At 66.1% G+C, this 26486-nt stretch carries 25 protein-coding genes; 21 read left to right on the top strand and 4 right to left on the bottom strand.

What is annotated here, in order from left to right; translation table 11 throughout:
- Nucleotides 1-3 precede the first annotated feature (3 nt).
- Both C8D95_RS19075 and C8D95_RS19070 read right to left on the bottom strand, forming a co-directional pair.
- Nucleotides 4-1752 (bottom strand): NAD(P)H-dependent oxidoreductase subunit E, encoded by a 1749-nt coding sequence (locus C8D95_RS19075; protein WP_109760796.1) that lies wholly within the window; start codon nt 1750-1752, stop codon nt 4-6.
- 83 nt (nt 1753-1835) lie between these two features.
- Complete coding sequence (locus C8D95_RS19070; RefSeq protein ID WP_109760795.1) at nt 1836-2720, bottom strand: LysR family transcriptional regulator; 885 nt, start codon at nt 2718-2720, stop codon at nt 1836-1838.
- Nucleotides 2721-2837: 117 nt separating this feature from the next.
- Between C8D95_RS19070 and C8D95_RS19065 the strand changes: the two genes are divergently transcribed.
- Genes C8D95_RS19065 through C8D95_RS19040 form a run of 6 tightly spaced genes read left to right on the top strand, consistent with a single transcriptional unit; the run spans nt 2838 to nt 8575 of the window.
- Nucleotides 2838-4013, top strand: coding sequence for a succinate--CoA ligase subunit beta (locus tag C8D95_RS19065; RefSeq protein WP_109760794.1), 1176 nt, complete (start codon nt 2838-2840; stop codon nt 4011-4013).
- Nucleotides 4013-4891: a succinate--CoA ligase subunit alpha gene (gene sucD, locus C8D95_RS19060; protein WP_109760793.1), complete on the top strand. Its 879-nt coding sequence runs from the start codon at nt 4013-4015 to the stop codon at nt 4889-4891. Before C8D95_RS19065 ends, sucD begins: the two co-directional genes overlap by 1 nt.
- Before the next feature lie 8 nt (nt 4892-4899).
- Nucleotides 4900-5892 (top strand): NAD(P)H-quinone oxidoreductase, encoded by a 993-nt coding sequence (locus C8D95_RS19055; RefSeq protein ID WP_109760792.1) that lies wholly within the window; start codon nt 4900-4902, stop codon nt 5890-5892.
- A 34-nt stretch (nt 5893-5926) separates the two neighbouring features.
- Nucleotides 5927-7201, top strand: coding sequence for a Na+/H+ antiporter NhaA (locus C8D95_RS19050; RefSeq protein ID WP_109760791.1), 1275 nt, complete (start codon nt 5927-5929; stop codon nt 7199-7201).
- 49 nt (nt 7202-7250) lie between these two features.
- On the top strand, nt 7251-7781 hold the full coding sequence (locus C8D95_RS19045; protein ID WP_109760790.1) for a carboxymuconolactone decarboxylase family protein: 531 nt from the start codon (nt 7251-7253) through the stop codon (nt 7779-7781).
- 35 nt (nt 7782-7816) lie between these two features.
- Nucleotides 7817-8575 (top strand): SDR family NAD(P)-dependent oxidoreductase, encoded by a 759-nt coding sequence (locus C8D95_RS19040; RefSeq protein ID WP_109760789.1) that lies wholly within the window; start codon nt 7817-7819, stop codon nt 8573-8575.
- Nucleotides 8576-8724: 149 nt separating this feature from the next.
- Here C8D95_RS19040 and C8D95_RS19035 read toward each other — a convergent pair whose 3' ends face one another.
- Nucleotides 8725-9957, bottom strand: coding sequence for a Gfo/Idh/MocA family protein (locus C8D95_RS19035; protein ID WP_109760788.1), 1233 nt, complete (start codon nt 9955-9957; stop codon nt 8725-8727).
- 67 nt (nt 9958-10024) lie between these two features.
- On the opposite strand from C8D95_RS19035, the gene C8D95_RS19030 reads away from it, so the two are divergent.
- The 10 genes from C8D95_RS19030 to C8D95_RS18985 all read left to right on the top strand — a co-directional run bounded on the left by C8D95_RS19030 (nt 10025) and on the right by C8D95_RS18985 (nt 20233).
- The gene (locus C8D95_RS19030) at nt 10025-10699 is read left to right on the top strand and encodes a TetR/AcrR family transcriptional regulator (protein ID WP_109760787.1); all 675 of its coding nucleotides are present in this window, start codon (nt 10025-10027) and stop codon (nt 10697-10699) included.
- A 76-nt stretch (nt 10700-10775) separates the two neighbouring features.
- Nucleotides 10776-12056, top strand: coding sequence for an ABC transporter substrate-binding protein (locus tag C8D95_RS19025; protein WP_164721699.1), 1281 nt, complete (start codon nt 10776-10778; stop codon nt 12054-12056).
- 4 nt (nt 12057-12060) lie between these two features.
- On the top strand, nt 12061-13014 hold the full coding sequence (locus C8D95_RS19020) for a carbohydrate ABC transporter permease (protein WP_241239677.1): 954 nt from the start codon (nt 12061-12063) through the stop codon (nt 13012-13014).
- Complete coding sequence (locus C8D95_RS19015; RefSeq protein ID WP_109760784.1) at nt 13011-13862, top strand: carbohydrate ABC transporter permease; 852 nt, start codon at nt 13011-13013, stop codon at nt 13860-13862. Before C8D95_RS19020 ends, C8D95_RS19015 begins: the two co-directional genes overlap by 4 nt.
- A 4-nt stretch (nt 13863-13866) precedes the next feature.
- Nucleotides 13867-14907 (top strand): Gfo/Idh/MocA family protein, encoded by a 1041-nt coding sequence (locus C8D95_RS19010; protein ID WP_109760783.1) that lies wholly within the window; start codon nt 13867-13869, stop codon nt 14905-14907.
- Nucleotides 14904-15992 (top strand): Gfo/Idh/MocA family protein, encoded by a 1089-nt coding sequence (locus C8D95_RS19005; protein WP_164721700.1) that lies wholly within the window; start codon nt 14904-14906, stop codon nt 15990-15992. The genes C8D95_RS19010 and C8D95_RS19005 overlap by 4 nt, the downstream gene beginning before the upstream one ends.
- On the top strand, nt 15985-17070 hold the full coding sequence (locus tag C8D95_RS19000) for an ABC transporter ATP-binding protein (RefSeq protein WP_109760782.1): 1086 nt from the start codon (nt 15985-15987) through the stop codon (nt 17068-17070). The genes C8D95_RS19005 and C8D95_RS19000 overlap by 8 nt, the downstream gene beginning before the upstream one ends.
- Nucleotides 17071-17096: 26 nt before the next feature.
- Nucleotides 17097-18248 (top strand): Gfo/Idh/MocA family protein, encoded by a 1152-nt coding sequence (locus tag C8D95_RS18995; protein WP_109760781.1) that lies wholly within the window; start codon nt 17097-17099, stop codon nt 18246-18248.
- Between the two features lie 3 nt (nt 18249-18251).
- Complete coding sequence (locus C8D95_RS18990; RefSeq protein ID WP_109760780.1) at nt 18252-19412, top strand: dihydrodipicolinate synthase family protein; 1161 nt, start codon at nt 18252-18254, stop codon at nt 19410-19412.
- Nucleotides 19412-20233, top strand: coding sequence for a sugar phosphate isomerase/epimerase family protein (locus tag C8D95_RS18985; RefSeq protein WP_109760779.1), 822 nt, complete (start codon nt 19412-19414; stop codon nt 20231-20233). Before C8D95_RS18990 ends, C8D95_RS18985 begins: the two co-directional genes overlap by 1 nt.
- Nucleotides 20234-20237: 4 nt before the next feature.
- On the opposite strand, the gene C8D95_RS18980 is transcribed toward C8D95_RS18985, so the two are convergent.
- The gene (locus C8D95_RS18980; protein ID WP_164721701.1) at nt 20238-20942 is read right to left on the bottom strand and encodes a GntR family transcriptional regulator; all 705 of its coding nucleotides are present in this window, start codon (nt 20940-20942) and stop codon (nt 20238-20240) included.
- A 156-nt stretch (nt 20943-21098) separates the two neighbouring features.
- Between C8D95_RS18980 and araD the strand changes: the two genes are divergently transcribed.
- The 5 genes from araD to C8D95_RS18955 are packed head-to-tail and all read left to right on the top strand — an operon-like array spanning nt 21099 to nt 26479.
- Nucleotides 21099-22832 carry an L-arabinonate dehydratase gene (araD, locus tag C8D95_RS18975; protein ID WP_109760777.1) on the top strand — a complete coding sequence of 578 codons (1734 nt, stop codon included), beginning with the start codon at nt 21099-21101 and terminating at the stop codon, nt 22830-22832.
- The gene (locus C8D95_RS18970; protein ID WP_109760776.1) at nt 22832-23719 is read left to right on the top strand and encodes a phytanoyl-CoA dioxygenase family protein; all 888 of its coding nucleotides are present in this window, start codon (nt 22832-22834) and stop codon (nt 23717-23719) included. The genes araD and C8D95_RS18970 overlap by 1 nt, the downstream gene beginning before the upstream one ends.
- Nucleotides 23716-24627 (top strand): dihydrodipicolinate synthase family protein, encoded by a 912-nt coding sequence (locus C8D95_RS18965; RefSeq protein WP_109760775.1) that lies wholly within the window; start codon nt 23716-23718, stop codon nt 24625-24627. Before C8D95_RS18970 ends, C8D95_RS18965 begins: the two co-directional genes overlap by 4 nt.
- Nucleotides 24624-25343, top strand: coding sequence for a ribonuclease activity regulator RraA (locus C8D95_RS18960; RefSeq protein WP_109760774.1), 720 nt, complete (start codon nt 24624-24626; stop codon nt 25341-25343). The genes C8D95_RS18965 and C8D95_RS18960 overlap by 4 nt, the downstream gene beginning before the upstream one ends.
- A complete protein-coding gene (locus tag C8D95_RS18955) occupies nt 25340-26479 on the top strand; it encodes a fumarylacetoacetate hydrolase family protein (RefSeq protein WP_249033331.1) in 1140 nt (379 codons plus the stop codon). Before C8D95_RS18960 ends, C8D95_RS18955 begins: the two co-directional genes overlap by 4 nt.
- Nucleotides 26480-26486 lie beyond the last annotated feature (7 nt).

The following is a 26486-nucleotide window of genomic DNA, read 5'->3' as shown; positions in this document are numbered from 1 at the left end:
GCGTCAGTTCCTGTTCTCGAGAGAGCCCGTCGTGTCGTAGCCGTCTTCGGGCGGCACGTACTCGGACTCGTCCATGAAGTGCTTGATGGTCAGGCGGATCGGGTTAGGCGCGGCCTGTCCCAGACCGCAGATCGAGGCATCGGCCAAAACGGTGCAGAGGTCCTCGAGAAGGTCGACGTCCCAGACCTCCTTCTCCATCAGCTTGACCGCCTTCTCGCAGCCGACGCGGCAGGGGGTGCACTGGCCGCAGCTTTCATCCTCGAAGAAGCGAAGCATGTTGAGCGCGGCGGCCTTGGCGCTGTCGCGGTCCGACAGGACGACGACGGCGGCGGACCCGATGAACGATCCGTGGGGCTGAAGCGTGTCGAAGTCGAGCGGGATGTCGTTCATGTGGGCCGGCAGCAGACCCGAGGACGGACCGCCCGGCTGGTAGGCCTTGAAGCTGTGGCCGTCGAGCATTCCGCCCGAAGCCTCGATGATGTCGGTGATGGTCGAGCCCGCAGGAAGCAGATGCACGCCAGGGTTCTTCACGCGGCCCGAGACCGAATAACTCCGCAGCCCCTTGCGGCCGTTTTTTTCCGTGGCGCTCAGGCACTCGGGACCCTCGCGGCAAATCTTGGCGACCCAGTGAAGCGTCTCGACGTTGTGGACGAGCGTCGGACGGCCGAAGATGCCGACCTGCGCCACGAAGGGCGGGCGGTGGCGCGGCAGGCCGCGCTTGCCCTCGATCGACTCGATCATCGCCGATTCCTCGCCGCAGATATAGGCGCCCGCGCCCCTGCGGAGGTCGATGAAGCCTTTCCTGGCGATGCCTGCATCCTCCAGCGCCGCGATTTCGCGGCGAAGGATTTCCAGCACGGCAGGATATTCGTCGCGCATGTAGATGAAGGCGCGCTCGGCCTCCACGGCCCATGCGGCGATCAGCATCCCTTCCAGGAACAGGTGCGGCGTCCGCTCGAGGAAGTAGCGGTCCTTGAAGGTCCCCGGCTCGCCCTCGTCGCCGTTCACGGCGAGGTAGCGCGGTCCCGGATTGGCGCGAACGAAGCCCCACTTCTTGCCCGAGGGAAAGCCCGCCCCGCCAAGACCGCGAAGGCCGGAGGCGAGGATGGTCTCCTGGACCTTCTCCCAGTGGCCGACCTCGCGCAGGTCGAGGAGTGTCTTGTAACCCCCTGCCCCGCGGTAGGTTTCCAGCGTCTCATAATCCGGCATGTCGGCGTGGGTATGGCCGTGCGCGATGGCCTCGCGCACCTTCTCGGGCGTCGCGTGGTCGATGTGATGATGGCCAAGTTCGAGGACCGGCGCGGTGTCGCAGCGTCCCATGCAGGGCGCGCGCAGGACACGCACCTCGGCCGGGTCGAGCCCGTCTTCCAGCGCCTTCTTCAGCGCCTGCGCGCCGGCCAGTTCGCAGGACAGCGAATCGCACACGCGGATTGTCAGCGCCGGCGGCGAAGCCTCGCCTTCGCGGACCACGTCGAAGTGGGCGTAGAAGGTCGCGACCTCATAGATTTCAGCCTGCGGGAGGCGCATCTCTTCGGCCAGGGCCACGACATGGCGGGCCGACAACTGGCCGTATTCGTCCTGGATCAGGTGGAGGAATTCGATGAGCAGATCGCGCCGCCGCGGGCGGTCGCCCAGAAGTGCCCGAACCTCGTTCAGCGCGGCGTCATCGGCCTGCCGTCCCTTGGGGGTACGGCGGCTGCGCCCCGTGCCTTTCTGCTTCCAAACACCTTTCTGATCGTCGAGCGGCGCCATGCGGTTCTCCTTTTGAACGGTCAAAGTGCCTTCAGGAATTCATATGGTCAAATGCGATTACGCTAAGGCCCGATAAGTGGGCGTTATCGTCCCGGCAGAACGGTGCGCCTCAGCGCCTCGACCACCGGGATGCCCTGACCCCGCCTGGGGGTCACGAGGCAAACGGCGCGCTCGACTGCCGGATCGGTCAGGGACACGAGCGCGGCGCGGTCGAACGTGCCAAGCGCCTCGACCAGCACCTGGGGTAGAACTGTAGCGCCCATTCCCTGCATGGCCATGACGACGGCAGCCATGAAACCGTTCGTCTCGGCCACCACGTCCGGTTCGACGCCGGCTTCCTCGAAGATCCGGTCGAGGATGCGGCGGTTCTGCATCTCGGGTTCGAGAAGGATCAGCGGCAACTCGGCCGCTTTGGCCCAAGTCATGCTGGCGGATTTGCCGGGATTGAGGCTGTCGGGGACGAGAAGGACGTACTTCTCGCGGTACAACTCGTCGATCCTCAGAAAATCGGCCGACGCGGCATCGGCGTAGGTCAGGCCTGCGTCGAAGCGGCCGTCCTCGATCCCTTGCTGGATGGCGAGAGACGTCGTCGACTCGATGCGCGTGCGGATGCCGGGATTCCCTTCGCGCAGACGATGCGCGACATGGGCGGCAAAGGCGGTCGCCGTGGGAATGGCGGCAAGGACCAGCCGCCCCACGACCTCGCCTTTCGCGGCGCGAACCTCTTCTTCCAGCGTGCGCACCTGGTCGAGAATGCCGAGCGCATGGTTCACGATGGTCTGGCCCTCGGCCGTCAGCCCCTGGAAGCGGTTGCCGCGCTTGACGATCTGGGTGTCGAGACGCTCCTCGAGGTTGCGGATCCGCATCGAAAACGCGGGCTGCGACATACCGCAGGTCTCGGCCGCCTTGGCGAAGTGCCTCTGACGCGTCAGCGCCACCAGACATTCGAGGTCTCTGAGATCCAACATCGCGGCTCCTTTGCTCCCCATCTCGCACAGCGGAACGGGCGCACACAAGTTGACAGGTCTGATCCCGCTGGTATACCACACACCACGTACGCGTGAACACGGAGGGGAGGCCGCGACATGCTGCTTTCTGAATACAAGTCCAAGGAATTGCTGCACCAATACGGCTTGAAGGTGCCGTCGGGCCGGATCGCGCGTACCGCTGACGAGGCCGAGGCCGCCTGTGCCGGCATCCTGTCAGGCTCGTACCCCGGAATTGCCTCCAAGAAATACGCGGTAAAGGCCCAGATCGCCGCCGGCGGCCGCGGGCTTGCAGGCGGCGTGCGCTTCGCCGCGACCCCATCGTCCGTCCGTGACGAAGCGGCGCGGATGCTGGGACGCAACCTCGTCACCCAGCAGACCGGGCCTGAGGGCGAGACGGTCGCCAGCGTGTACGTCGAGGCCGCTCTCGACCTGAAAGCGCAGTATTTCGTGGCCTTCGCTCTCGACCTCGACAGCGGCGCACCGATGCTTCTCGCCTCCTCGGACGGCGGCGTCGAGTTCGAGCAGAAAGCGCGAATGGATTCGGACACCGTACATACCCTCGTCATTCCCGATGAGGATCGCGTCGCCCTTACCGCCTTCCTCTCGGACCTTGGTGTCGACGAGGCTGCGGCGGACCCCATCCTGGCCGCACGGCGCGCCTTTCTCGACAACGACATGACTCTTCTCGAGATCAACCCCTTCGCGAAAACCGCCGAGGGCGACTGGGTCGCTATCGACGCCAAGATCACGCTCGACGCCTCCGCCGCTTTCCGTCACCCCGAGTTCGAGACGATGCTGGCCGAACAGGCCATCCCGGGGGTCGAGGCCGAGGCCGCGAAGAGCAACATCAACTTCGTGAAGTTGGACGGCGACATGGGCGTCGTGGTGAACGGCGCGGGGCTTGGCCTCGCCACCAACGACATGATCGCCGACGCGGGGGGAAAAGCGGCCAACTTCATGGACATACGCACCACCGCGACCAGCTTCGACATCGCCAAGGGAGTCGAGCTTCTGCTGAAGGACCCGAAGGTGAAAGTGATCCTCCTGAACGTCCATGGCGGCGGCATGACAGTCTGCGACACGGTGGCCGAGGGCGTGGCCTTCGCCTACAGCCGGGCCGAGCGCAAGCTGCCCTGCGTGGCGCGGCTGGCAGGAACCAACGCCGACTGGGGCCTGCGCATCCTCAAGGACCGCAAGGTCCCCGCCGAAGTCGTGAGCGACATGACGGGAGCGGTAAAACGCGCGGTCGCTCTGGCGCAAGGAGCGCGCTGATGGCCATTCTCGTGAACGCCGACACCAAGGTCCTGATCCAGGGGATGACCGGCCGGGCCGGCACCTTCTACGCCGATCAGACCATGCGCTACGGCACGAACGTCGTTGCCGGCGTCCGACCGGGCCGGGGTGCCACCCGGCACCTGGGCCTGCCGATCTACGACACGGTGAAGGACGCCGTGCGCGAGACGGGAGCCAATGCCTCGCTCGTGATCGTACCCGCGCCCAAGGCGGCCGATGCCATCATCGAGGCGATCGAGGCAGGGATCGGCACGATCGTCTGCGTCACCGAACGCGTGCCCCAGCATGACATGGGCCGGGTGAAGCGCGCCCTTCAGGGTTCGAAGACCGTGCTGATCGGCCCGAACAGCCAGGGCATCCTGACCCCCGGCCAGTGCAAGATCGGCGTGATGCCCACCAAGGATGCGACCGCCGGCGGGGTCGGCATCGTCTCGCGCTCTGCCTCGCTGACCTCCGAGATCCTGGCGCGGTGTTCCGCGGCGAGGTTGGGCCAGTCGACGACGGTGGGCGTGGGCGGCGATGCCCTGCACGGCGTCGGCTTCGTGGAGTGCCTGAAGCTCTTCCGCGATGATCCCGAGACCGAAGCCGTCGTTCTGATCGGCGAGATCGGCGGGCGCGAAGAGGAGAAGGCGGCGGAGTACCTTTGCGGCACCGACTACGGCAAGCCCGTGATCGCGCTGGTCGTCGGTCGTCATGCGCCCGAAGGCCGCCGCATGGGACACGCGGGCACGCTTTCCGTGCTCGGGGCCCTGTCGGCGGAACACAAGATCTCGCGACTGAAATCGGCGGGCGTTCTGGTTGCGAAGAACGCCGATCATGTAGTCGATACGGTCCTGACCGCTCTCGACCGCAAGTAGGACCGCCGATGCCCCAAGCCCTGCCCTCGACCATGCGCGCCATCGTCATGCGCGAACCCGGCGCGCCCGACGTCCTGGAGATCGCCGAGATCGAGACACCCGACACCCGACCGCACGAGGTGCTGATCCGGGTGACGGCCGCAGGGGTGAACGGCCCCGACCTCGTGCAGCGTCGCGGGCACTATCCGCCGCCGAAAGGCGCCTCCCCGCACCTGGGCCTCGAGGTCTCGGGCGAGGTCGTGGCCCTCGGGTCGGAGGTGACGCGCTGGAGCGTCGGCGACCGGGTCGTGGCGCTGACGAATGGCGGCGGCTACGCCGAATTCGTGGCCGTCGACGCGTCGCATTGCCTGACGGTGCCAGGGAACGTCGCCGAGATCGACGCGGCGGGTCTGCCGGAAACCTATTTCACTGTCTGGTCCAACGTCTTCCACGGTCACGATATTCCGACGGGAGGTTCCTTCCTCGTCCACGGCGGCGCGGGCGGGATCGGGTCGACGGCGGTGCAGCTTGGCCATGCCTTCGGGCTGAAGGTGCTGACGACGGTGCCGGACGCCGCGGCGGCCGACTTCGTCACTGGCCTCGGCGCCGACCGGGCGATCAACTTCAACGATGAGGACTTTGTCGAGGTCGTTCGCGAGGCGGGCGGCGCGGACATCGTTCTCGACATCATCGGGGGCGACTACGTCGCGCGGAACATCAAGGCCTGCCGCCCCGACGCCCGGATCATCCAGCTTGCCTTCAACGCCGGCTCCAAGGTCGAGATCGACCTGATGCCTGTCATGCTGAAGCGCCTCAGCTATACCGGGTCCACGCTTCGCTCGCGACCAGACGCCTTCAAGGCTGCCGTCGCCGCCGAGTTGCAGGACAAGGTCTGGCCACTCTTTGCAAAAGGCAAGCTGCGCCCCGTCACCCACGAGGTGCTTCCCCTCGAAAAAGCGGCCGACGCACATCGCCTGATGGAGTCCGCAAGACACGCGGGCAAGATCCTTCTGACGCCATAAAAACACAACGATAACAAGAGACAGGGAGAGAGACGTGAGAAAGGTGTGGAACTTCGTCGAGGAATACTCGGCGCTTCTCATTCTCGGCGCGATCGCCGCGCTGGTCTGGGCCAACCTGGCGCCGGACAGCTATCACCACGTCGTCGAGTATCCCCTGATGGAAGGCGGCCCGATCGGCGCCATGCACGATGACGGACAGGGCCATGTCGGGCGTGTCCTGACGCTCCACTTCCTCGTCAACGACATCCTGATGGCCTTCTTCTTCGCTCTGGCGGGCAAGGAAGTCTGGGAAGCCGTCGCGCTGCGGGAGGGATCGCTGCGCGGCAAGAAGGCGGTGACCCCGCTCATCGCCACGGCGGGCGGCATGATCGGCCCGGCGGCGGTCTATCTGATCGGCGCGCTGATGCTGGGCAAGTTCGCGACACTGGCGAACGGCTGGGCCATCCCGACGGCGACCGACATCGCGTTTTCGTACCTCGTCGGCCGAATCGTCTTCGGCGCGGGCCACCCGGCGGTCGGGTTCCTCCTCCTCCTCGCCATCGCGGACGACGCGGCGGGTCTCATCATTCTCGCGATCTTCTATCCCTCGGGCGACCTCGCGCCCGCATGGCTTCTCGTCTCGCTCGCTGCGGCCGTGGGAGCTTATATCCTCTTCAACTGGATGCCGAGGCGGCTCGACCGGGGCAACCAGGAGCGTCCGAACTCGACCTTCTTCCGCAAGACCCTGTCGTTCTGGCCCTACCTGATCGCCGGTGCGATTTCCTGGTATGCCTTCCACCAGGCCGGCATCCACCCGGCCCTGGGTCTTCTGCCCATCGTGCCCGCCTTCCCGCACGGCGACATCGACTACGGCATCTTCGCCGAAGAGGAGGTTCACCAGACCGACCTTCTCAACCACACCGAGCATGTGCTGAAACGTCCCGTCGAAGTTGTGCTCTTCTTCTTCGGCCTGATGAACGCGGGCGTCGAGTTCTCGTCCGTGGGGGCGGCGACGACGCTGGTGCTGGCGGGCCTTCTGATCGGGAAGCCTCTCGGCATCTTCGCCATGGGTTATCTTGGGGCCCACGTCCTCAAGTTCGGTCTGCCCGACGGCATGAAGACCTCGGACCTCTTCGTCCTCGGCTGCGTCGCGGCCATCGGCTTCACCGTCTCGCTCTTCGTGGCCTCGGTCGCCTTCCCGCCGGGCGAGGTGCAGGACGCGGCCAAGATGGGCGCGCTCCTGTCGTTCTTCGCGGCCGCCGTGTCCTGGGTCGTCGGCAAGATGTTCAACGCCAAGGGCGGCACACCGAAGCCGGCTCCGGCCGAGTGATCCGAGCGGGGCGGCCTTCGGGCCGCCCTTTCTTCATCCGGAGGTCGAGATGCCCACAATCGCTCCTCTTTCCGATGCCGACTGGCCCGAGAGCATCGCCGACATGAAGGATGGCTTCGCCGGCGCCTTGAACGTCTATCGCACGATGGCGCACCATCCCGAGCTTCTCAGGGCCTGGGCACCCCTGCGCCAGCATTTGGTGAAGGACAGCGCGCTCGGCCCCGATAAAAGCGAGATCGTCATCCTGCGCACCGCCCTTCGTCTCGGATCGGAGTATGAATGGGTTCACCACGTTGCCCGCGCGCGCGCCATCGGACTGCCGGACCACCGGATCGCGGCGGTGCGGGAAATGCCCGACGGCGAGGACGGAACGATCGTCCGCGCGGTGGACGCCGTGATCGATCACCACCGGCTGCCGCCCGACCTCGAAGCCGACCTCGAGCAAGCGCTCGGACGCCGTGCGGTTTTCGACCTGATCGCGATGGTGGGCTTCTACGGCATCCTCGGCACCATCCTGTTGACCTACGACGTGCCGACCGACCCCGCGATACAGGCGGCATTCGACGCGGATCCGCTGTGATGGACGCGACGCACGCGCCGTCATAGAACGGCGGCATGACCGACTTCGCGAGCTATCCCTCCCTTCGCGGCCGCGCCGTTCTCGTCACGGGCGGCGCCTCCGGCATCGGCGCCGATATCGTGCGCGCCTTCGACGCACAGGACGCGCGGGTCGCCTTTCTGGACATCCAGGACGATGCCGGGCGGGCGCTGGCCGAGGAGCTTGGCGGGCGCGCGCTCTATCTCCACGCCGACGTGACCGACATTCCGGCCCTGCGGGCAGCGATAGAAGAAGCCGCCCACAGGCTCGGCCCCATCCGCGTTCTTGTGAACAACGCGGCCAACGACCGGCGCGAGGACGTGGACGGCGTGACCGTCGAGGGCTGGGACCACGCTCAGGCCGTCAACCTGCGCCCGCACTTCTTCGCCGCTCAAGCTGTGCGGCAGGGCATGAGGGACGCGGGCGGCGGCTCCATCGTCAACTTCTCGTCCATCGCCTGGCGGCTCGGGATGCGCGAATTGGCGTCCTACTCCGCGGCGAAGGCGGCCATCGTCGGCCTGACCCATTCCCTTGCCGACGCCTTCGGCGACGACGCCATCCGCGTCAACGCCATAGAACCCGGCGCGGTCATCACGGCGCGGCAGCGCGAACTGTGGTACCAGACCGACGAGGCGGTTCAGGCGCTGGTCCAGCGCCAACGCATCAAGCAGGTCCTGACCGGCGACGACGTGGCGCGACTGGTCCTGTTCCTCGCCTCGGACGACTCGCGGATGATCACGAAGCAATCCTACGTGATCGACGCCGGGATGCTCTGAGACGTCATGGATCCGTTGCGCGAATCCGGTAAGGGATCGCGTAACGAACAAAAGAGCAGCCCGATGACAGAACTCGATCCCACACGCTTCGTCCTGTCCGTTCTCTTCGGACGCAAGGTGCGCGTCACCCTGCCCGACTGGCTTCGGCCCTAGCCCTTCAGCAGGTCCGCGATCATCACGGCCCGCCCCGTCTCGGCGCTTTGCGTCGCGGCAACGCCCGTCAGCACGGACATCGCTCCGGCGCGGGCTCCGGCCCGCTGGCCCGCAGGATCGTCGACTTCGGGCGTGAAAAGCGCCTTGTGCAGCAGCGGGTCGCCTCCGAAGTGACCGCCGGGGCCATGCTCCACCCGGATGCGTTCGACCGAGCGGTCCGTGCCGAGAACGAGGATCTCGTCGACGCCCTTCGGCGCGTCGAAGGCCTGCTTCTCGTACATGCGGCATTCGATCCGCCCGTGGGTGCCGTTGAAGGCCAGGTGAGACCCCTCGATCGGCATGTAGGCGTTGAGCGAATAGCTGACCTGCACGCCGTTGTCGTAGAGGATCGCCGCCGTCATCGTGTCGTAGATGTCGATGTCCTCGCGATAGACGCAGGCGTCGCGGAAGTAGCCGTCCTCGGCTGACGGACCTTCGTAGAGGTCTTCCAGCCAGTCGGACGTCGACATGTCGAGATAGAATTCGCATTCGTCCGCATGCGGGCACCCCTTGCAGCGTCTGCTGCGGAAGGGTCCGTTCCTTCCGTATTTCTCGAGGCTTCCCTGCCCGAAGACGCGTACCGGATCGGCGTCGATCCACCAGTTCAGGAGGTCGAAGTGGTGCGTCGCCTTGTGAACGAAGAGGCTGCCGGAGAACCGTTTGTAGGCGTGCCAGCGGCGGAAGTAGTCGGCGCCGTGGGTGGTGTCGAGATACCAGTGGAAGTCGCACGACGTGATCCGCCCGATGCGCCCCGACGCGAGAAGCTCGCGGATTTTCCGGCTGGTCGGCGCGAAGCGATAGTTGAAGGCGACGTCCACGCGCCGACCTGTCCGCGCTTCGGCGTCGAGGATCCGGCGCACCTGCTCGGCCGTGACGGCCATCGGCTTTTCGGTGACGACGTCCATGCCGTCTTCCAGCGCCTTCACGATGATATCGGCATGGGTATCGTCGCGGGTGCAGACGACCAGCGTGTGGGGCTTCGCCTCCGCCACCATCTCACTCAGATCGGTCGATGCGACGAGGCCCGGCCCCAGCCTGCGCTGCGCGACGGCCAACCGTGCTACGTTGACGTCCGACAACCCTACAAGCTCGACCTCGTCCGCGCAGGTGGCTGGTGCGTCCCCGGCCCAGGTCCCCGTGCCCCTGTGACCGGTGCCCACAACCGCGATGCGCCGCTTGTTCGTTGCCATCTGGAATTCCATTGCCGCAGAAGTAACAGTTTGGTTACTATGAGCCAGCTTCTACGGGTGTCAAGCCATGGACCAAGCTCTTCCAGACGACGCCAGACCTCCGCGCCCCCGTGAGCGCAATCCCGAGCGCACGACACGGGATATCCTTCTCGCCGCGCGCGAGGAATTCGTCGAACACGGCCTTGAGGGCGCTCGCGTCGACAGGATCGCCACGCGCGCCGGGGCGAACAAGCGCCTGCTTTACCACTACGTCGGCAACAAGGAAGCGCTCTACGCCCGCGTCCTTCTGGACGCCTACCGCGACATCCGTGCAGGCGAGCATGAGTTGAACCTGGCCCGCCTCGCCCCGCGCGAAGCGATGGCAAAACTCGTGGGCTTCACCTTCGATCACTTCGCCGAACATCCCTGGTTCATCCGCCTGCTTCAGACCGAGAACATCCAGCGCGCGGCCTTCGTGAAGGAGATGCCTGACCTGCGCGAGTTGCACTCTCCCATCATCCGACAGATTCGCGAGGTTCTGTCGGCGGGAGAGGCCGAAGGCGTCTTCCGGACCGGCGTCGACCCAATTCAGCTTTACATAACCATCGCCGGTCTCAGCTATTTCTACTTCTCGAACATCCACACGTTGTCCGTTGTTTTTCAAGATGATCTCGCCAGCGAGGCGGGTCAGGCAACACGCCGCGCCCATGCCATTGACGTCGTGCTCAGCTACCTCGCGCCAAAAGTCTTGCCACACAAATAACTATCGAGTTACTTTTGCTCCATGCACGGCGAAAGTCGGCAGTGGCGATCTTTGTCGCCTCACAAGGGAGGAAATGATGACTACGACATATTCCCGCCGCCAGTTCGGCGGCATCCTGGGCGCAGCACTGTCGGCGACCGCCCTTTCCGGCACCGCGGCCTTTGCGCAGGCCGGCGCCGTCCGGCTGATCTGGTGGGGCAACCCCGAGCGCGACAAGCGCACCAACGCCGTCGTCGACCTCTACCAGACCAAGACCGGGTCCACTGTATCGCCCGAGACATATGCCTGGGGCGACTACTGGCAGAAGCTGGCGACGCAGGCCGCGGGCAAGAGCCTGCCCGACGTGATCCAGATGGATTACCGCTATATCTTCGAATACGCGCGCCGGAACCAGTTGGCCGCCCTCGACGAGTTCATCGGGAGCGAGCTGGAGCTTGCCGACTACGACGCGAACCAGCTCGCCTCGGGTGTCGTCGACGGAAAGACCTACGGCATCTCCATGGGCGCCAACTCGATGAGCCACGTCTACAACAAGACGGTGCTGGATGGCCTGGGCGTGACCCTTCCCGACAGCACGTCCTGGACGACGGACGACTGGGTGGCGATCGGCAAGGACATCAAGGACAAGCTGCCCGACGGCATGTATTTCTCGGAAAACATGGGCATCCTCGAGCCGCGCCTTCAGACCTGGGTGCGCTCGGCCGGCAAGGACCTCTACACGCCCGAGGGCAAGATCGGCTATGATCTTGAAGACCTCGTCGCCTACTTCGAGTTCTGGAAGATGATGCAGGACGAGGGCCTGACCCCGCCCGCCGACGTACAGGCGCAGGACTCGGGCAAGATGGAAGAGTCGATGATGGCGACCAAGCAGGGCGTCTTCAACTTCCTGCACTCGAACCAGCTTGTCGCCATGCAGAACCTCGTCGAGGACGAGATCGACATGGTGATGATCCCGAACTCGGGTCCGAACGCCGGGCAGTACATGAAGCCCTCGATGTTCCTCTCGATGTCCGAGACGGCGGCCGACAAGGCGGCGGCGGCGCAGCTGATGAACTTCTTCATCACCGATCCCGACGCAAACGACATCCTCCTGATCGAGCGCGGCGTGACTGGCGACGCTTCGATCCGCGAGAGGATCACGCCGGGCCTGACCGAGACCGAGCAGAAGATCATCAACTATCTCGACATCGTAGGAACCCACGTCAGCCCGTTGCCGCCCCCGCCGCCCGCCAACGCTGGCGAGATCGACCGCGCGCTGCGTCCTGCGTGGGAGTCCGTCGCCTTCGGCCAGGTCGATCTGGAAGCCGCCGCGAAGGATTTCTACGAGAACTCGATCCGCTCGCTGGAACGGGCCTGAAGCCTTGACGGCGATCGCCGACACCACGGGAGGGCGCGCCGCGCCCTCCCGCCAGGGCTGGATTGCCCGGGCCTGGGCCAGGAACGGAGCGGGATACATGTTCCTGCTGCCATGGCTCATCGGCTTTTTCGGGCTGACGCTCGGTCCGACGCTCGCGTCGCTTTACCTGTCCTTTACCGATTACGACCTCCTGACCTCGCCGCGCTGGTCGGGGCTCGAGAACTATGAATACGCCTTCTTCCACGACCGCCGTCTCGGCAACGCCCTGAGCGTGACCTTCACCTACGTGCTGTGGTCCGTGCCGCTGAAGCTGACCGTGGCGCTCCTCCTCGCGATGGTGCTGGACCGTTCCGTGCGAGGTGTCGCCTTCTACCGCGCGACCTTCTACCTGCCCTCGCTTCTCGGCGCGTCCGTCGCCATCGCCGTCCTGTGGCGGCAGATCTTCGGGGCGCAGGGGCTGGTCAACCAGATGCTGTTCCTGCTGACGGGCATGAAGGGCCCGGCCTGGGTCGCGCATCCGGACTATGCGCTGACGACGCTGATCGTGCTGGCGATCTGGCAGTTCGGCTCGCCCATGATCATCTTCCTCGCCGGCCTGCGACAGGTGCCCCAGGACCTCTACGAGGCCGCGTCGATGGACGGGGCGTCGGGCTGGCGTCAGTTCCGCAAGATCACGCTGCCGCTGCTTGCGCCGGTGATCTTCTTCAACCTGGTGTTCCAGACCATCGAGGCCTTCAAGGCCTTTACCCAGGCCTACATCGTCTCTGGCGGACAGGGCGGGCCGGTCGATTCCACGCTCTTCTATTCGCTCTACCTCTACGAGGAGGCCTTCGCCAACTTCCGTATGGGCTATGCGAGCGCGCTGGCCTGGCTTCTGCTCGTCATCATCGCCATCTTCACTGCCATTGCCTTCGCCACGTCGAAGTACTGGGTCTATTACGAGGACGAGGGCCGATGAGCAGGCACAAACCCACCGGAATGCGCACCCAGGTCGCGCGCCACTCGATCCTCTTCATCGCCGCCATGTGCATGATCTACCCGCTTCTGTGGATGATCATGTCGTCCTTCAAGGACGACGCGGTGATCTTCTCGGACCCGACCGCCCTGCCGCGCACCTTCGATCTGTCGAACTACCGCGAGGGATGGACCGCGCTTCGCGTCAGTTTCACGACCTTCTACGCCAACTCGTTCCTGATCTCGATCTTCGCGGTCATCGGGAACCTGATGGCCTGTTCGCTGACCGCCTTCGCCTTCGCGCGGCTCGAGTTCAGGGGCCGCAAGATCTTCTTTGCGCTGATGATGGCGACGCTCATGCTGCCCTACCACGTCACGCTCGTGCCGCAGTACGTGCTATTCCAGAAGTTCGGCTGGGTGAACACCTTCTATCCGCTGATCGTGCCGAAGTACCTCGCGGTGGACGCCTTCTTCATCTTCCTGATGGTCCAGTTCTTCCGTGGCATCCCGCGCGAGATCGACGAAGCGGCGATCATGGACGGCTGCGGACCCTGGCGAATCTACTGGAAGATCATGCTGCCGCTGTCGACGCCGGTGTTGGCCACCGCCGCCATCTTCTCGTTCATCTGGACCTACGACGACTTCCTCGGGCCGCTGATCTACCTGAACGACATCAACCTCTACACCGTGCCTCTGGCGCTGAGGGCCTTCGTCGACGGCGGCGGCGGGCAGTCGCTTTACGGTCCGCTTTTCGCGATGTCGACGCTGTCGCTGGTGCCCGTCTTCATCGTCTTCCTCGCGTTCCAGAAACTCATCATCCGGGGCGTCGCCCTCGGTGCGCTGAAGAGGTGAGGTAATGACAGAGGGTTTCGACTTCGCCGTCATCGGCATCAACCACGGTCATATCCACGGCCAGGTCGACGCCATGCTCGGCGCGGGCTGCCGGCTGACGGCGTTTCATGCGCCCGAGGACGACCTCGCCCGCGATTTCGCCGCCCGCTATCCGCAGGCCCGGCGGGTGACGGAGGACGAGGCGATCCTGTCCGATCCGTCGGTGCGGCTGGTGGTGGGTGCGGGCATCCCCTCGACCCGCGCGGACATGGCGATCCGTGCGATGCGCGCGGGCAAGGACGTGATGGTCGACAAGCCCGGCTGCACCACGCGCGCGCAACTCGACGAGTTGAAGCGCGTACAGGCCGAGACCGGGCGCATCTGGTCCGTGCTCTATTCCGAGCATCACCGGCAGAAGTCCACGGTCCGCGCCGTCGAGATGGTCGCCAGCGGCGCGGTAGGGCGCGTGATCCATGTCGCGGGCTTTGGACCGCACCGGATTCTTGATCCGGCGGAGCGTCCGGACTGGTTCTGGGAGCCTGAGCGGAACGGCGCGATCCTGACCGACATCGCGTCGCACCAGTTCGAGCAGTTCCTGGCGCTGACCCGCGCCACCGAGGCGCGCGTCCTCCATTCGGTCGAGGCGAGCGTCGACCACCCGGACCGTCCCGCTTTCCTGGACTATGGCCACGCCGTGGTCACAGGCGGTGGCGCGACGGGTTTCCACCGCGTCGACTGGTTTACACCGGAGGGCTCGCCTGTCTGGGGCGATGGACGGCTCTTCATCATCGGCACCGAAGGCACCATCGAACTGAGGAAGTACATGGACACCGAGGGCCGACCCGGCGGAGACCACCTTTTCCTGACCGACGGCAAAGGCACGCGGCACATCGACTGCACGGACACGCCCCTGCCCTTTGGTCCGCGCCTGCGCGACGACGTGTTGAACCGGACCGAGACGGCGATGCCGCAGGCGCGGTGTTTCCTCGCGATGGACCTGGCCCTTCAAGCGCACGAGATGGCCACGGGGCTAGACGGCGGCGAACGGCCGGAGGTCAGGACATGAGACGACTGAAGGTCGGCATCGTGGGTTCCGGCATCGGCGCCAGTCACGCGATGGCCTACAACGCCCTGCCCGATCTCTACGAGATCGCGGCGCTCTGCGACATCGACCCCGCGCGACGCGCCGAACTGGCAGAGAACGAGCGCATCCCGCGACAGGTCGACAGCCTCGACGCTCTCTTCGACCTCGATCTCGACATCGTCGACATATGTACGCCCTCGGGCCTCCACTTCGCCCAGACCAAGGCGGCGCTCGAGGCAGGCTTCGACGTGGTCGCCGAAAAGCCCGTCGCGCAGTCGCTGGCCGAACTGGACCTGCTGTCCGAGGCCGAGCGGGCGAGCGGCAAGCGCATCTGCCCGATCTTCCAATACCGCTTTGGCCACGGGCTCGCCAAGCTCAAGCACCTGATCGCCAAGGGTCGCGCCGGCCAGCCCCTGATGGCCACCGCCGAGACGCACTGGTTCCGCGACGAGGTGTATTACAATCGGGCGGCATGGCGCGGAACCTGGGACGGCGAACTCGGCGGCTGCTTCACGACCCACGCCATCCACATCCACGACATCCTCTGCGAGGTCCTGGGCGAGCCCGTTTCGGTCCACGCCCGCACCACTCGGCAGGTCAACGGCAACGAGACCGAGGATCAAGGCATCCTGTCGCTCGTCTTCTCGTCGGGCGCCATGGCCTCGTCCAACGTCACGCTGGCCTCGCGCCAGCAGACCTCGCGCCTGCGGTTCGTGTTCCGCGACCTCGTGGCCGAGAGTGGCCTCGACCCCTACAACCCCGGCCACGAACCCTGGACCTTTCCCGACGACGACGCCGAGCGCGCGCGGGCCACGCAGGAGGCGCTGGCGGACTTCGAGCCCTTGCCGGAGCGTTTCCCGGGCCAGTTCGTCCGGATGCACGAGGCCTTCTCGACCGGCACCGACCTTCCCGTCACGCTCGCGGACTCGCGCCGCTCGATCGAGCTTCTCACGGCCGCCTACTGGTCGGCGCGGACCGGAGAGACGGTCGCCCTGCCCCTGTCCGACGACCACCCCTTCTACGGCGGCTGGGTCGAAACGATGAAGAAGGACGCGCCCCATGGCTGATCTCGAACTCCGCCAGGTGGTCAAGGATTTCGGCAACCTGCGCGTCATCCACGGCATCGACCTCAAGATAGACCACGGCGAGTTCATCGTCTTCGTCGGCCCGTCGGGCTGCGGCAAGTCCACGCTTCTGCGCATGATCGCCGGGCTGGAAGAGATCTCGGGCGGCGATGTGATGATCGACGGGCAGGTCGTGAACGACATGCCGGCCGCCAGGCGCGAGCTGGCGATGGTCTTCCAGTCCTACGCGCTCTACCCCCACATGAGCGTGCGGAAGAACCTGGCGTTCGGGCTCGAGACCATGAAGGTGCCGAAGCCGGAGATCGAAAGGCAGGTCAAGCAGGCCGCCGACATCCTCCAGATCAACGAGCTTCTGGACCGAAAGCCCGGCCAGTTGTCCGGCGGGCAGCGCCAGCGCGTCGCCATCGGACGCGCCATTGTCCGCGAGCCGCGCATCTTTCTCTTCGACGAGCCGCTGTCAAACCTCGATGCCGAGTTGCGTATGCAGATGCGGGTCGAGATCAACCGGCTGCACCGCCGCCTCGGCTCGACCATGGTCTTCGTCACCCATGACCAGGTCGAAGCGATGACGCTGGCCGACCGCATCGTCGTCCTGCGCGCCGGACGGGTCGAGCAGGTCGGCTCCCCTCTCGAACTCTACAATAAGCCCGACAACATCTTCGTCGCGGGCTTCCTTGGCAGCCCCCGGATGAATTTCCTGCCCGGCACGGTCGACCGTGTCGAGGGCCACCGGGGCGAGATCCTGCTGGCCGGCGGCCAACGTCTGACGACCGAGTTCTCGGCTCCGCCGAAGGCGGGCGAGGCCGTGACCATCGGCGTGCGGCCCGAGGACCTTGTGCCGGTGCCCGAGACCGACGCCGTGCTCATTGGCGAGGTCACCATCGCCGAGCAGCTCGGCGGCGAGACCTATGTCTACGTCACCTTGCCCGACGGGCAGAGCGCGACGGTCGAGATCAAGGGGCAAGCCCGCGTCAGGCCGGGCGACCGCCTGCACCTCGCCTTCGAGGACGGCAAGTTCCACATCTTCGGTAGCGACGAGAAGGTCATCCGGCGCACCTGAGGCGTCGGCAAGAACAGGAATGGATCATGGCTGAGAAGCGTATCGGCATCATCATGCACGGCGTCACGGGACGGATGGGCTATAACCAGCACCTCGTCCGGTCGGTCAAGGCGATCATGGCGGATGGCGGCGTGAAGCTGTCCAACGGCGACAGGCTGATGCCGGACCCGATCATCGTGGGACGCGCTGCCCGGAAGATCGAGGCGATGGCCAAGGCCGAGGGGCTGTCCCGCTGGTCCGGCGACCTCGACGCCTGCCTCGCCGATCCGAACGACGAGTTGTTCTTCGACGCGGGCACGACGCAGATGCGGTGCGCGCTGCTGGCGAAGGCGATCAACGCGGGCAAGGCGGTCTATTGCGAAAAGCCGACCGCCGACAATCTCGACGACGCCCTCGCCATTGCGCGGCTCGCCCGCGAGAAGGGCATCAAGAACGGCGTCGTGCAGGACAAGCTCTTCCTTCCGGGCCTCGTCAAGCTGAAGGCGCTGATCGACAGCGGGTTCTTCGGCCGCATCCTCTCGGTCCGGGGCGAGTTCGGCTATTGGGTCTTCGAAGGCGACTGGCGTGCGGCGCAGCGGCCCTCGTGGAATTACCGCAAGGGCGACGGCGGCGGCATCATCCTCGATATGCTCTGCCACTGGCGCTATGTCCTCGACAACATCTTCGGCGAGGTGAAGGCCGTCTCCTGCCTCGGCGCGACGCACATTCCCGAGAGGTGGGACGAGGCTGGCCAGCGCTATGACGCGGACGCCGACGACGCGGCCTATGCGACCTTCGAACTGGACGGCGGGATCATTGCGCAGATCAACTCGTCCTGGTGTACCCGCGTGCAGCGCGACGACCTCGTCACCTTCCACGTCGACGGCACGCACGGTTCGGCGGTGGCGGGGCTGACGGGATGCAAGACCCAGCACCGGGTGAACACGCCGAAGCCCGTGTGGAACCCGGACGAGCCGAACCCGCACGACTTCCACGCCCAGTGGGAGGAGGTGCCGGACGTCCAGGACTATCCGAACGGGTTCCGCGTCCAGTGGGAGATGTTCCTGCGCCATCTCGTCGAGGACACGCCCTGGACCTACGACCTGATGGCCGGGGCGCGAGGGGTCCAACTGGCCGAACTGGGCCTGAAAAGCTGGGCCGAACGGCGTTGGCTCGACGTGCCCCCGCTGGAGGGTTGAGCCATGGCCCGCGTCACTCTTCCAAAGGGATCGGGAACGGACGTCTACGAAACCGGCGCCCCCGGCGACTTCGACGCGGCACCCGACGTGCCGCTCACACGCATCGCCTTCGCCGCCGCGCATGTGGTGGCCGACCCCTTCGCCGACAACGACCCCTGGCTGTCTCCCGCTATCGACTGGGAGGCGACGCTTGCCTTCCGCCACCATCTCTGGAGTCATGGCATGGCCGTCGCCGAGGCGATGGACACCGCGCAGCGCGGCATGGGCCTTGGCTGGGCGGAAGCGCTGGAGTTGATCGAGCGCTCGGTCGCCGAAGCAAAAACCGTTCCTGGTGCCGTCGTCTTTTCCGGCGTCGGCACCGATCATGTCGCCCCGTCCCCCGACCTGACGCTCGACCAGATACGCGACGCGTATCTGGAACAGCTCGAGGCAGTCGAGGGTGCGGGCGGTCGCGTGATCCTCATGGCGTCGCGCGCTCTTGCCGCAGGCGCCGGGGCCGCGGACGACTATGCCCGTGTCTACGGCGAGGTTCTCTCCCAGGCCTCGGAGCCGGTAATCATTCACTGGCTCGGCGACATGTTCGATCCCGCCCTCGCGGGTTACTGGGGCTCGGACGACGTGCCGACAGCGATGGATACGTGCCTCAGCATCCTTACGCAGAACGCGGACAAGATTGATGGAATCAAGATCAGCCTTTTGTCCAAACAAGCCGAAATCGACATGCGCCGCCGCCTGCCGCAGGGCATCCGCATGTATACCGGCGACGACTTCAACTACGCCGAGCTGATCGAGGGCGACGAGCACGGCCATTCGGACGCGCTTCTGGGCATTTTCGACGCCATCGCCCCTGCCGCGTCGGCTGCGATGAAGCACCTTGCGGCCGGGGACACGGCCCGGTTCGATGCTATCCTCGCGCCGACCGTCCCTCTGTCGCGGCACATCTTCAAGGCGCCCACGCGGTTCTACAAGACGGGCGTCGTGTTCCTGGCCTGGCTCAATGGCCACCAGTCGCATTTCACGATGATCGGGGGGCAGGAATCCACGCGCTCGACCCTGCACCTGGCCGAGTTGTTCCGGCTCGCTGACCGTGCCGGACTTCTCTCCGACCCTGACCGGGCGGCCGCCCGGATGGCCACTCTTATGGCGGTGCGGGGCGTCGACTGATGCCGGACATATCGCAGTTGTCGATCAACACGGCCACCGTCAGGGGCCGCTACAGGCTGGACGAGATCCTGGCCGCAGTCGCGCGGCACGGCATCCCCGCCGTCTCGCCCTGGCGCGACCAGATCGCTGAGCTGGGGCTGGCCGAGACGGCGCGGCGTATCCGCGACCTTGGGCTGAAGGTGTCGGGCCTGTGCCGGGGTGGAATGTTTCCCGCCAATGACAGGGGCGGTTTCGAGAGCAACCTCGACGACAACCGCCGCGCCGCCGACGAGGCGGCGGAGCTGAACGCCGATTGTCTGGTGCTGGTGGTGGGTGGCCTGCCTGAGGGATCGAAGGACCTCGCCGGGGCGCGCTCGCAGGTCCGGGACGGGATCGCTGCCTTGCAGGACTACGCCACGCCCCTTGGGGTGAAGCTCGCCATCGAGCCGCTGCACCCGATGTACTGCGCCGATCGGGCGGTGGTGAACACCATGGCGCAGGCTCTCGACATCTGCGACGAGATCGGTGGCGAGGTCGGCGTGGCCTGCGACGTCTACCACGTCTGGTGGGATCCGGACCTGGAACGCCAGATCGCGCGGGCGGGCAAGGCGCGGCTGCACGCCTTCCACATCTGCGACTGGCTGCGCGTGACGAAGGACCTCCTTCTCGACCGGGGGATGATGGGGGACGGCGTCATCGACATCGCGCAGGTGCGCGGCTGGGTCGAGGCACAGGGCTACGACGGTTTCCACGAATGCGAGATCTTCTCGGCGCAGGACTGGTGGACGCGCGACATCGACGAGGTGCTGAAGACCGTCATCGAACGGCACCGTGCCTGCTGAAATCTCAGGTCTGGGTGAAGAAGGCCGGGTGCTGCGCCTTCAATTCGGCCACCCGCCCCACCGAGCCCGACAGATGCGCGCGCATGGCACCCGCCGCCCCGTCCGGGTCGCGCGCCTCGATCCGGTCGAGGATTTCGCCGTGGAAGCGCACGATCGTCTCCATCTTGCCCTTCGCCGGAAGGTCGAGCCTCTGGCACCGCGCAAGCGCGCCCTGGCGACGTTCGACCATCGCGTGGACAAGACCCATGCCGACACCCTCGAAAAGGCTGCGGTGGAACGATCGGTCGAGATCCTGGAACATGTCCATCTGGCCCGTATCGCCGACCAGCGTGTTCTGCATTGCAAGGATGCGCCGCGCACGCGCTGGCGCCTCGCCGCCCTCGATCCGCGCCAGCCGCCGGACGACTTCGCATTCGACCGACACGCGCAGGAAATGCGTCTCGTGGAGGGCGACTTCATCGATGCGCGTCACGACCGTACGGGATTGCGGGAAGATCATCACGAGGCCGTCCATCTCGAGCGCCTGGAGCGCTTCGCGCACCGGCGTCTGGCTGACGCCGAAGCGGGCGGCAAGCTCGGCGCGCGACAGGGTCGCGTCGGGCGGCAGGGCAAGGTCTAGGATCTCGGAGCGGAGGGCGTCGTAGACGCGTTCGCCCGCGGCGCTGCTGCGCGCGGTCCCCGCACCCCCGAAATCCAGCGTTCCGCCCATCCCGCAACTCTCCGCCAGAGTGAAACCGATCGGTTGTGCCGGTCCCGTGGCTGATATATTAGTTCGATCAGTCGCGTTTGACCATCCTGCGTGCTTGCCGCACAGGCCGTCCGCGCGACACACCGGCCAGAGAGCCGGGCTCATCAGGAGGACCGCATGACCCACAAACGCCCCGAGGATCTTCGATCTGCCCGCTGGTTCGCACCCGACGACCTGCGCTCGATGGGCCATCGAAGCCGCGCGATGCAGATGGGGCTCTCGGAAGAGGACTGGGAGGGCAAGCCGGTCATCGCGGTCATCAATACATGGTCCGATCTATCGCCCTGTCACCACCACCTGCGCGACCGTGCCGAGCAGGTGAAGCGCGGCATCCTCCAGGCAGGCGGGATGCCGGCCGAGCTTCCGGTTCATTCCTTCAGCGAACAGTTCCTGAAGCCCACCTCGATGCTCTACCGCAACATGGGCGCGATGGAGGTCGAGGAGACGCTGCGCTCGCACCCCGTCGACGGCGCGGTCCTCCTGGGCGGCTGCGACAAGTCCACGCCCGCGCTCATCATGGGCGCTATCTCCATGGGCATCCCGTTCATCTTCATGCCGGCGGGCGCCATGCTTCGCGGCAACTATGCGGGCCAGAAGCTGGGCTCCGGCACAGATGTCTGGAAGTACTGGGACGAGCGCCGCGCGGGCACCATCGGCAAGGAAGAGTGGATGGGCGTGCAGGGCGGGATCGCGCGATCCTACGGCACCTGCATGACCATGGGGACGGCTTCGACCATGATGTCGATCGCCGAAGGCTGGGGCCTGACGCTGCCCGGCGCGTCGTCCATCCCCGCCCCCGATGCGGGCCACAAGCGGATGGCGGCCGCCTGCGGGCGGCGCATCGTCGACATGGTGTGGGAGGACCTGACGCCCGACCGCATCATCACCGCCGCCTCGACGCGCAACGCCACCGCGGTCGCGATGGCCACGGGCTGCTCGACCAACGCCATCATCCACCTGATCGCCATGGCGCGCCGCGCCGGGGTCGAGTGGGGCCTCGACGACCTCGACCGGATCGGGCGCGAAGTGCCGGTGCTGGCGAACCTGCGTCCGTCGGGCAAGGAATACCTGATGGAGGACTTCTTCTACGCCGGCGGCCTGCCCGCGCTGATGAAGGAGATGTCGGGCAAGCTGGACCTTTCGGTCACCACCGTCACGGGCCGCACCCTGGGCGAGTGCATCGAGGGCGCCGTCAACTACAACGACGACGTGATCCGGCCGATGTCGAACCCGCTCTATCATGAGGGGTCTCTTGCCGTCCTGCGCGGCAACCTCGCCCCCGATGGCGCGGTCATCAAGCCCGCCGCGATGGACTCGCGCTTCCAGGTCCACTCCGGCCCGGCCATCGTCGCCGACAACTATGCCGACCTGAAGAAGATCATCAACGACGAGAACTATCCGATGACGCCGGACCATGTCCTGGTGCTGCGCAATGCCGGTCCCCAGGGCGGGCCGGGGATGCCGGAATGGGGCATGATCCCGATGCCGAAGGCGCTGCTGAAGCAGGGCCACCGCGACATGATGCGGCTGTCGGACGCGCGCATGTCGGGAACCTCCTACGGGGCCTGCATCCTGCACGTCGCGCCCGAGGCCTTCATCGGCGGGCCGCTGGCGCTGATAAAGACCGGCGACATCATCGAGATGAACATCCCGAACCGGACGCTGAACGTGAAGCTGTCTGCCGAGGAACTCGAGGAGCGCCGCGCGGCCTGGACGCCGCCCGAGGCCCGTTACGAACGCGGCTATGGCTACATGTTCACCAAGCACGTCGAGCAGGCCGACAAGGGCTGCGACTTCGACTTCCTCAAGACCGAATTCGGCGGCCCCGTCCCGGAACCGGAGATCAACTGATGCCCGAGGTGCTGACGCCGGAGCAGATCGCCTTCTATCGCGAGGAAGGCTATCTGGTGCTGGAGCGGCGGATCCCCGCCCCGGTGATGGACAGCATCCGGGCCGAGATCGCGCGCTTCACCGAGATGGCGCGGGGGATGACGGCCTCGGACGACCGGCTGGACCTCGAGGACAGCCACACCCCCGATGCGCCGCGGGTGCGCCGGGTGAAGCTGCCGCACACCCAGTCGCGGCCGATCGACGAGTTGATGCGGTCGGATTTGATCCTCGCCCCGGTCCGCGACCTGATCGGGTCGAACCTGCGACTTCAGACCACCAAGCTGAACATGAAATCGGCGGGCTTCGGGGCAGCTGTCGAGTGGCACCAGGACTGGGGCTTCTATCCCTATACCAACGACGATGTGCTGGCGGTGGGCGTGATGATCGACGACTTCACGCCTGCGAACGGCCCCCTGATGGTCTTCCCCGGCACGCATCGTGGACGGGCCTATGACCATCACCATGATGGCCGGTTCGTGGGTGCCATGGACCTTGCCGCCTCGGGACTCGACATGAAAGACGCCGTGCCGCTGATGGGGCCGGCGGGGTCGATCTCGATCCACCACGCGCGCATCGTCCACGGCTCGGCCTTGAACCGTTCGACGCAGGACCGGCGCGTGATCTTCTACGAGATGATGGCCGCCGACGCCTTCCCGGTCCACGGCGGACGCGGCAAGTGGGAGGGGCTGGAGGAGTTCGACGCCCGGATGCTCTGCGGCACGTCCACGCTCGAGCCGCGCGTCGTGCCCTGCCCGATGCGCATCGCCTATCCCGACCCGCCGTCCCAGGGCTCGATCTACGAGGTCCAGAAGGGACTGGGCAAACGATCCTTCGAGGTGTTGCAATGACCGACCTGACCCAGAAACTGACCGGCATCTCGGGCATCCTCGTGACGCCGTTCGACGCCGATGACCGCATTGCACCCAAGGGCCTGAAGCCGGTGGTGGATCGCGCGATCAAGGCCGGCGTTCATATCCTGACCGCGAACGGCAACACGGGCGAATACTATGGCCTGACCGCCGACGAGGCCGAGCGCATGGTTCATGCCGCCTGCGAGACGGTCGCGGGCCGCGTGCCGGTGATCGGCGGCGTGGGGCGGTCGGTCCATGAGGCCTGCGCGCTGGCGAAGGCGTCGAAGACGGCGGGCGTCGCGGGGCTGATGGTCCACCAGACGCCCGATCCCTTCGTGGCGCCGCGCGGTTTCCGCGACTATGTCGCGCGCGTGGCCGAGGCAGGCGACGGGCTGCCGCTAGTCCTCTACCTCCGCAATGACGCCATCGGCACGGACAACATCGTCAAGCTCTGCCAGGTCGAGGGCGTGGCGGGCGTCAAGTGGGCGACGCCGAACCCTCTGAAGCTGGCCGATGCCATCGACAATTCGCCGGAGGATGTCATCTGGGTCGGCGGTCTGGCCGAGGTCTGGGCGCCGCCGCTATATGCCGTTGGCGCGCGGGGCTTCACGAGCGGCCTCATCAACGTCTGGCCCGAACGGTCGGTCGCGATCCACGCGGCCCTCGACGGCGGCGACTATGACGAGGCGAACCGACTGATCCGGGGGATGCGCGTCTTCGAGGACATTCGCGCCGAGGAAATGAACGGCACCAACGTCACCGGCGTGAAATCCGCTCTGGCGATGATGGGCCACGACTGCGGCCCGACGCGCCCGCCCTCGGCCTGGCCCCTGACGGACGACCAGTCGAGACGGCTGAGGGGCTTTCTTGCGGACAACGGACTTCTGACGGACAAGGTGGCATGACCGACGTATCTCCCGAGACCATCGAAAAACTGCGCCACGTCTCGGTGGCGACCCTCGCGACGGCGCTCTTCAAGCGCGGCCTTCGGAACCAGACCATCCAGGACGTGCGGCCCCTGTCGCACAAGGGCCGGAACATGGTCGGCCCGGCCTTCACGCTGCGCTACATCCCCGCGCGCGAGGACCGCAACCAGTTGAGCGAGTTCCGCAATCCGCAGCACCCGCAGCGCCACGCCATCGAGACCTGTCCCAAGGGACATGTCATGGTCATCGACAGCCGCAAGGATGCGCGCGCCGCGAGTGCGGGCGATATCCTGGTGACGCGCCTGATGATGCGCGGCGGCGAGGGCATCGTGACCGACGGAGGCTTCCGCGACTCGATGCGGATCGCCGACCTGGACATGCGGTCCTATCACGCGCGCCCGGCCAGCCCGACGAACCTGACGATCAACGAGGCCATCGAGATCAACGGACCTATCGGCTGTGGCGACGCGCCCGTATTTCCCGGCGACATCATCGTCGGCGACGACGACAGCGTCATCGTGATCCCCGCGCATATCGCGGCCGAGGTGGCGGACGAGGCGACCGAGATGACGGCCTTCGAGGATTTCGTGGTCGAACAGGTGCGCGCGGGCGAGACGATCATCGGCCTTTACCCGGCGACGAAGGACGAGACGCTGGAGAAATTCGCGGCATGGCGCAAGGAGAAGGGCCGGTGAGACTTTCGGACGAGGAACTGAAGGGGCTCTGGCTGGGCCGGGTCTGGCGTCCGGGCATCGGACCTTCCGTGGTGACGCTGCGCGACGGCGTGGCGGTCGACATCACGTCGAAGACCGCACCGACCGTCCGCGACGTGCTGGAGCTGGAGGATCCGGCTGCCCATGTGCGCGACGCCTCGGGTGAAAGCCTGGGGACCGCATCCGACATCTCCGGTCTGACGGACGCCAAGGACAGCCTGCACTGGCTGGCGCCCTGCGACCTTCAGGCGGTCAAGGCCTGCGGAGTGACCTTCGCACAGTCGATGGTCGAGCGGGTGATCGAGGAAAAGGCGGCTGGCGATCCGTCGAAGGCCGACGCGATCCGCAAGCGCGTGACCGAGATCATCGGCGACAGCCTCCAGAGCCTCGTCGCCGGGTCCGAGAAGGCGGCCGAGGTCAAGGCCGAGCTGATCCGTGTCGGCATCTGGTCGCAGTACCTGGAAGTCGGCATCGGGCCGGACGCCGAGGTCTTCTCGAAGGCGCAACCCCTGTCGTCGGTCGGAACCGGGGCGGAGATCGGCCTGCACCCCGTCTCGACCTGGAACAACCCGGAGCCGGAGATCGTTCTGGCGGTGAACTCTCGGGGCGAGGTTCCCGGCGTAACCCTCGGGAACGACGTCAATTTGCGCGACATCGAAGGACGCTCGGCGCTGCTTCTGCCGATGGCGAAGGACAACAACGCCTCATGCGCCATCGGGCCGATGATCCGCCTGTTCGACGAAACCTACAGCCTCGACGACGCCCGCGCCGCGGTGCTGGACCTGACGGTCGAGGGCGAGGATGGCTATGTGCTGGCCGGGCGCTCCCTGATGTCCGAGATCAGCCGCGATCCGCTCGATCTGGTAAAACACGTCGTGGGCCTGCATCACCAGTACCCGGACGGCTTCATGCTGTTCCTTGGCACGCTCTTTGCGCCGATCGAAGACCGCGACCACCCAGGCCAGGGCTTCACCCACAAGATCGGCGACCGCGTGACGATTGCGTCGGACGGGCTAGGTCGGCTGGAGAACACCGTGCGGCTGTCGACCGACTGCCCGCAATGGACCTTCGGCCTGGCCGACCTGATGCGCAATCTCGCGGGCCGCAACCTTCTATGACAAGGAT

Source organism: Silicimonas algicola, assembly GCF_003148765.1.
In the GTDB taxonomy this organism is placed as follows: Bacteria; Pseudomonadota; Alphaproteobacteria; order Rhodobacterales; family Rhodobacteraceae; genus Silicimonas; species Silicimonas algicola.
This window is presented reverse-complemented; position numbering and strand designations above follow the sequence as displayed.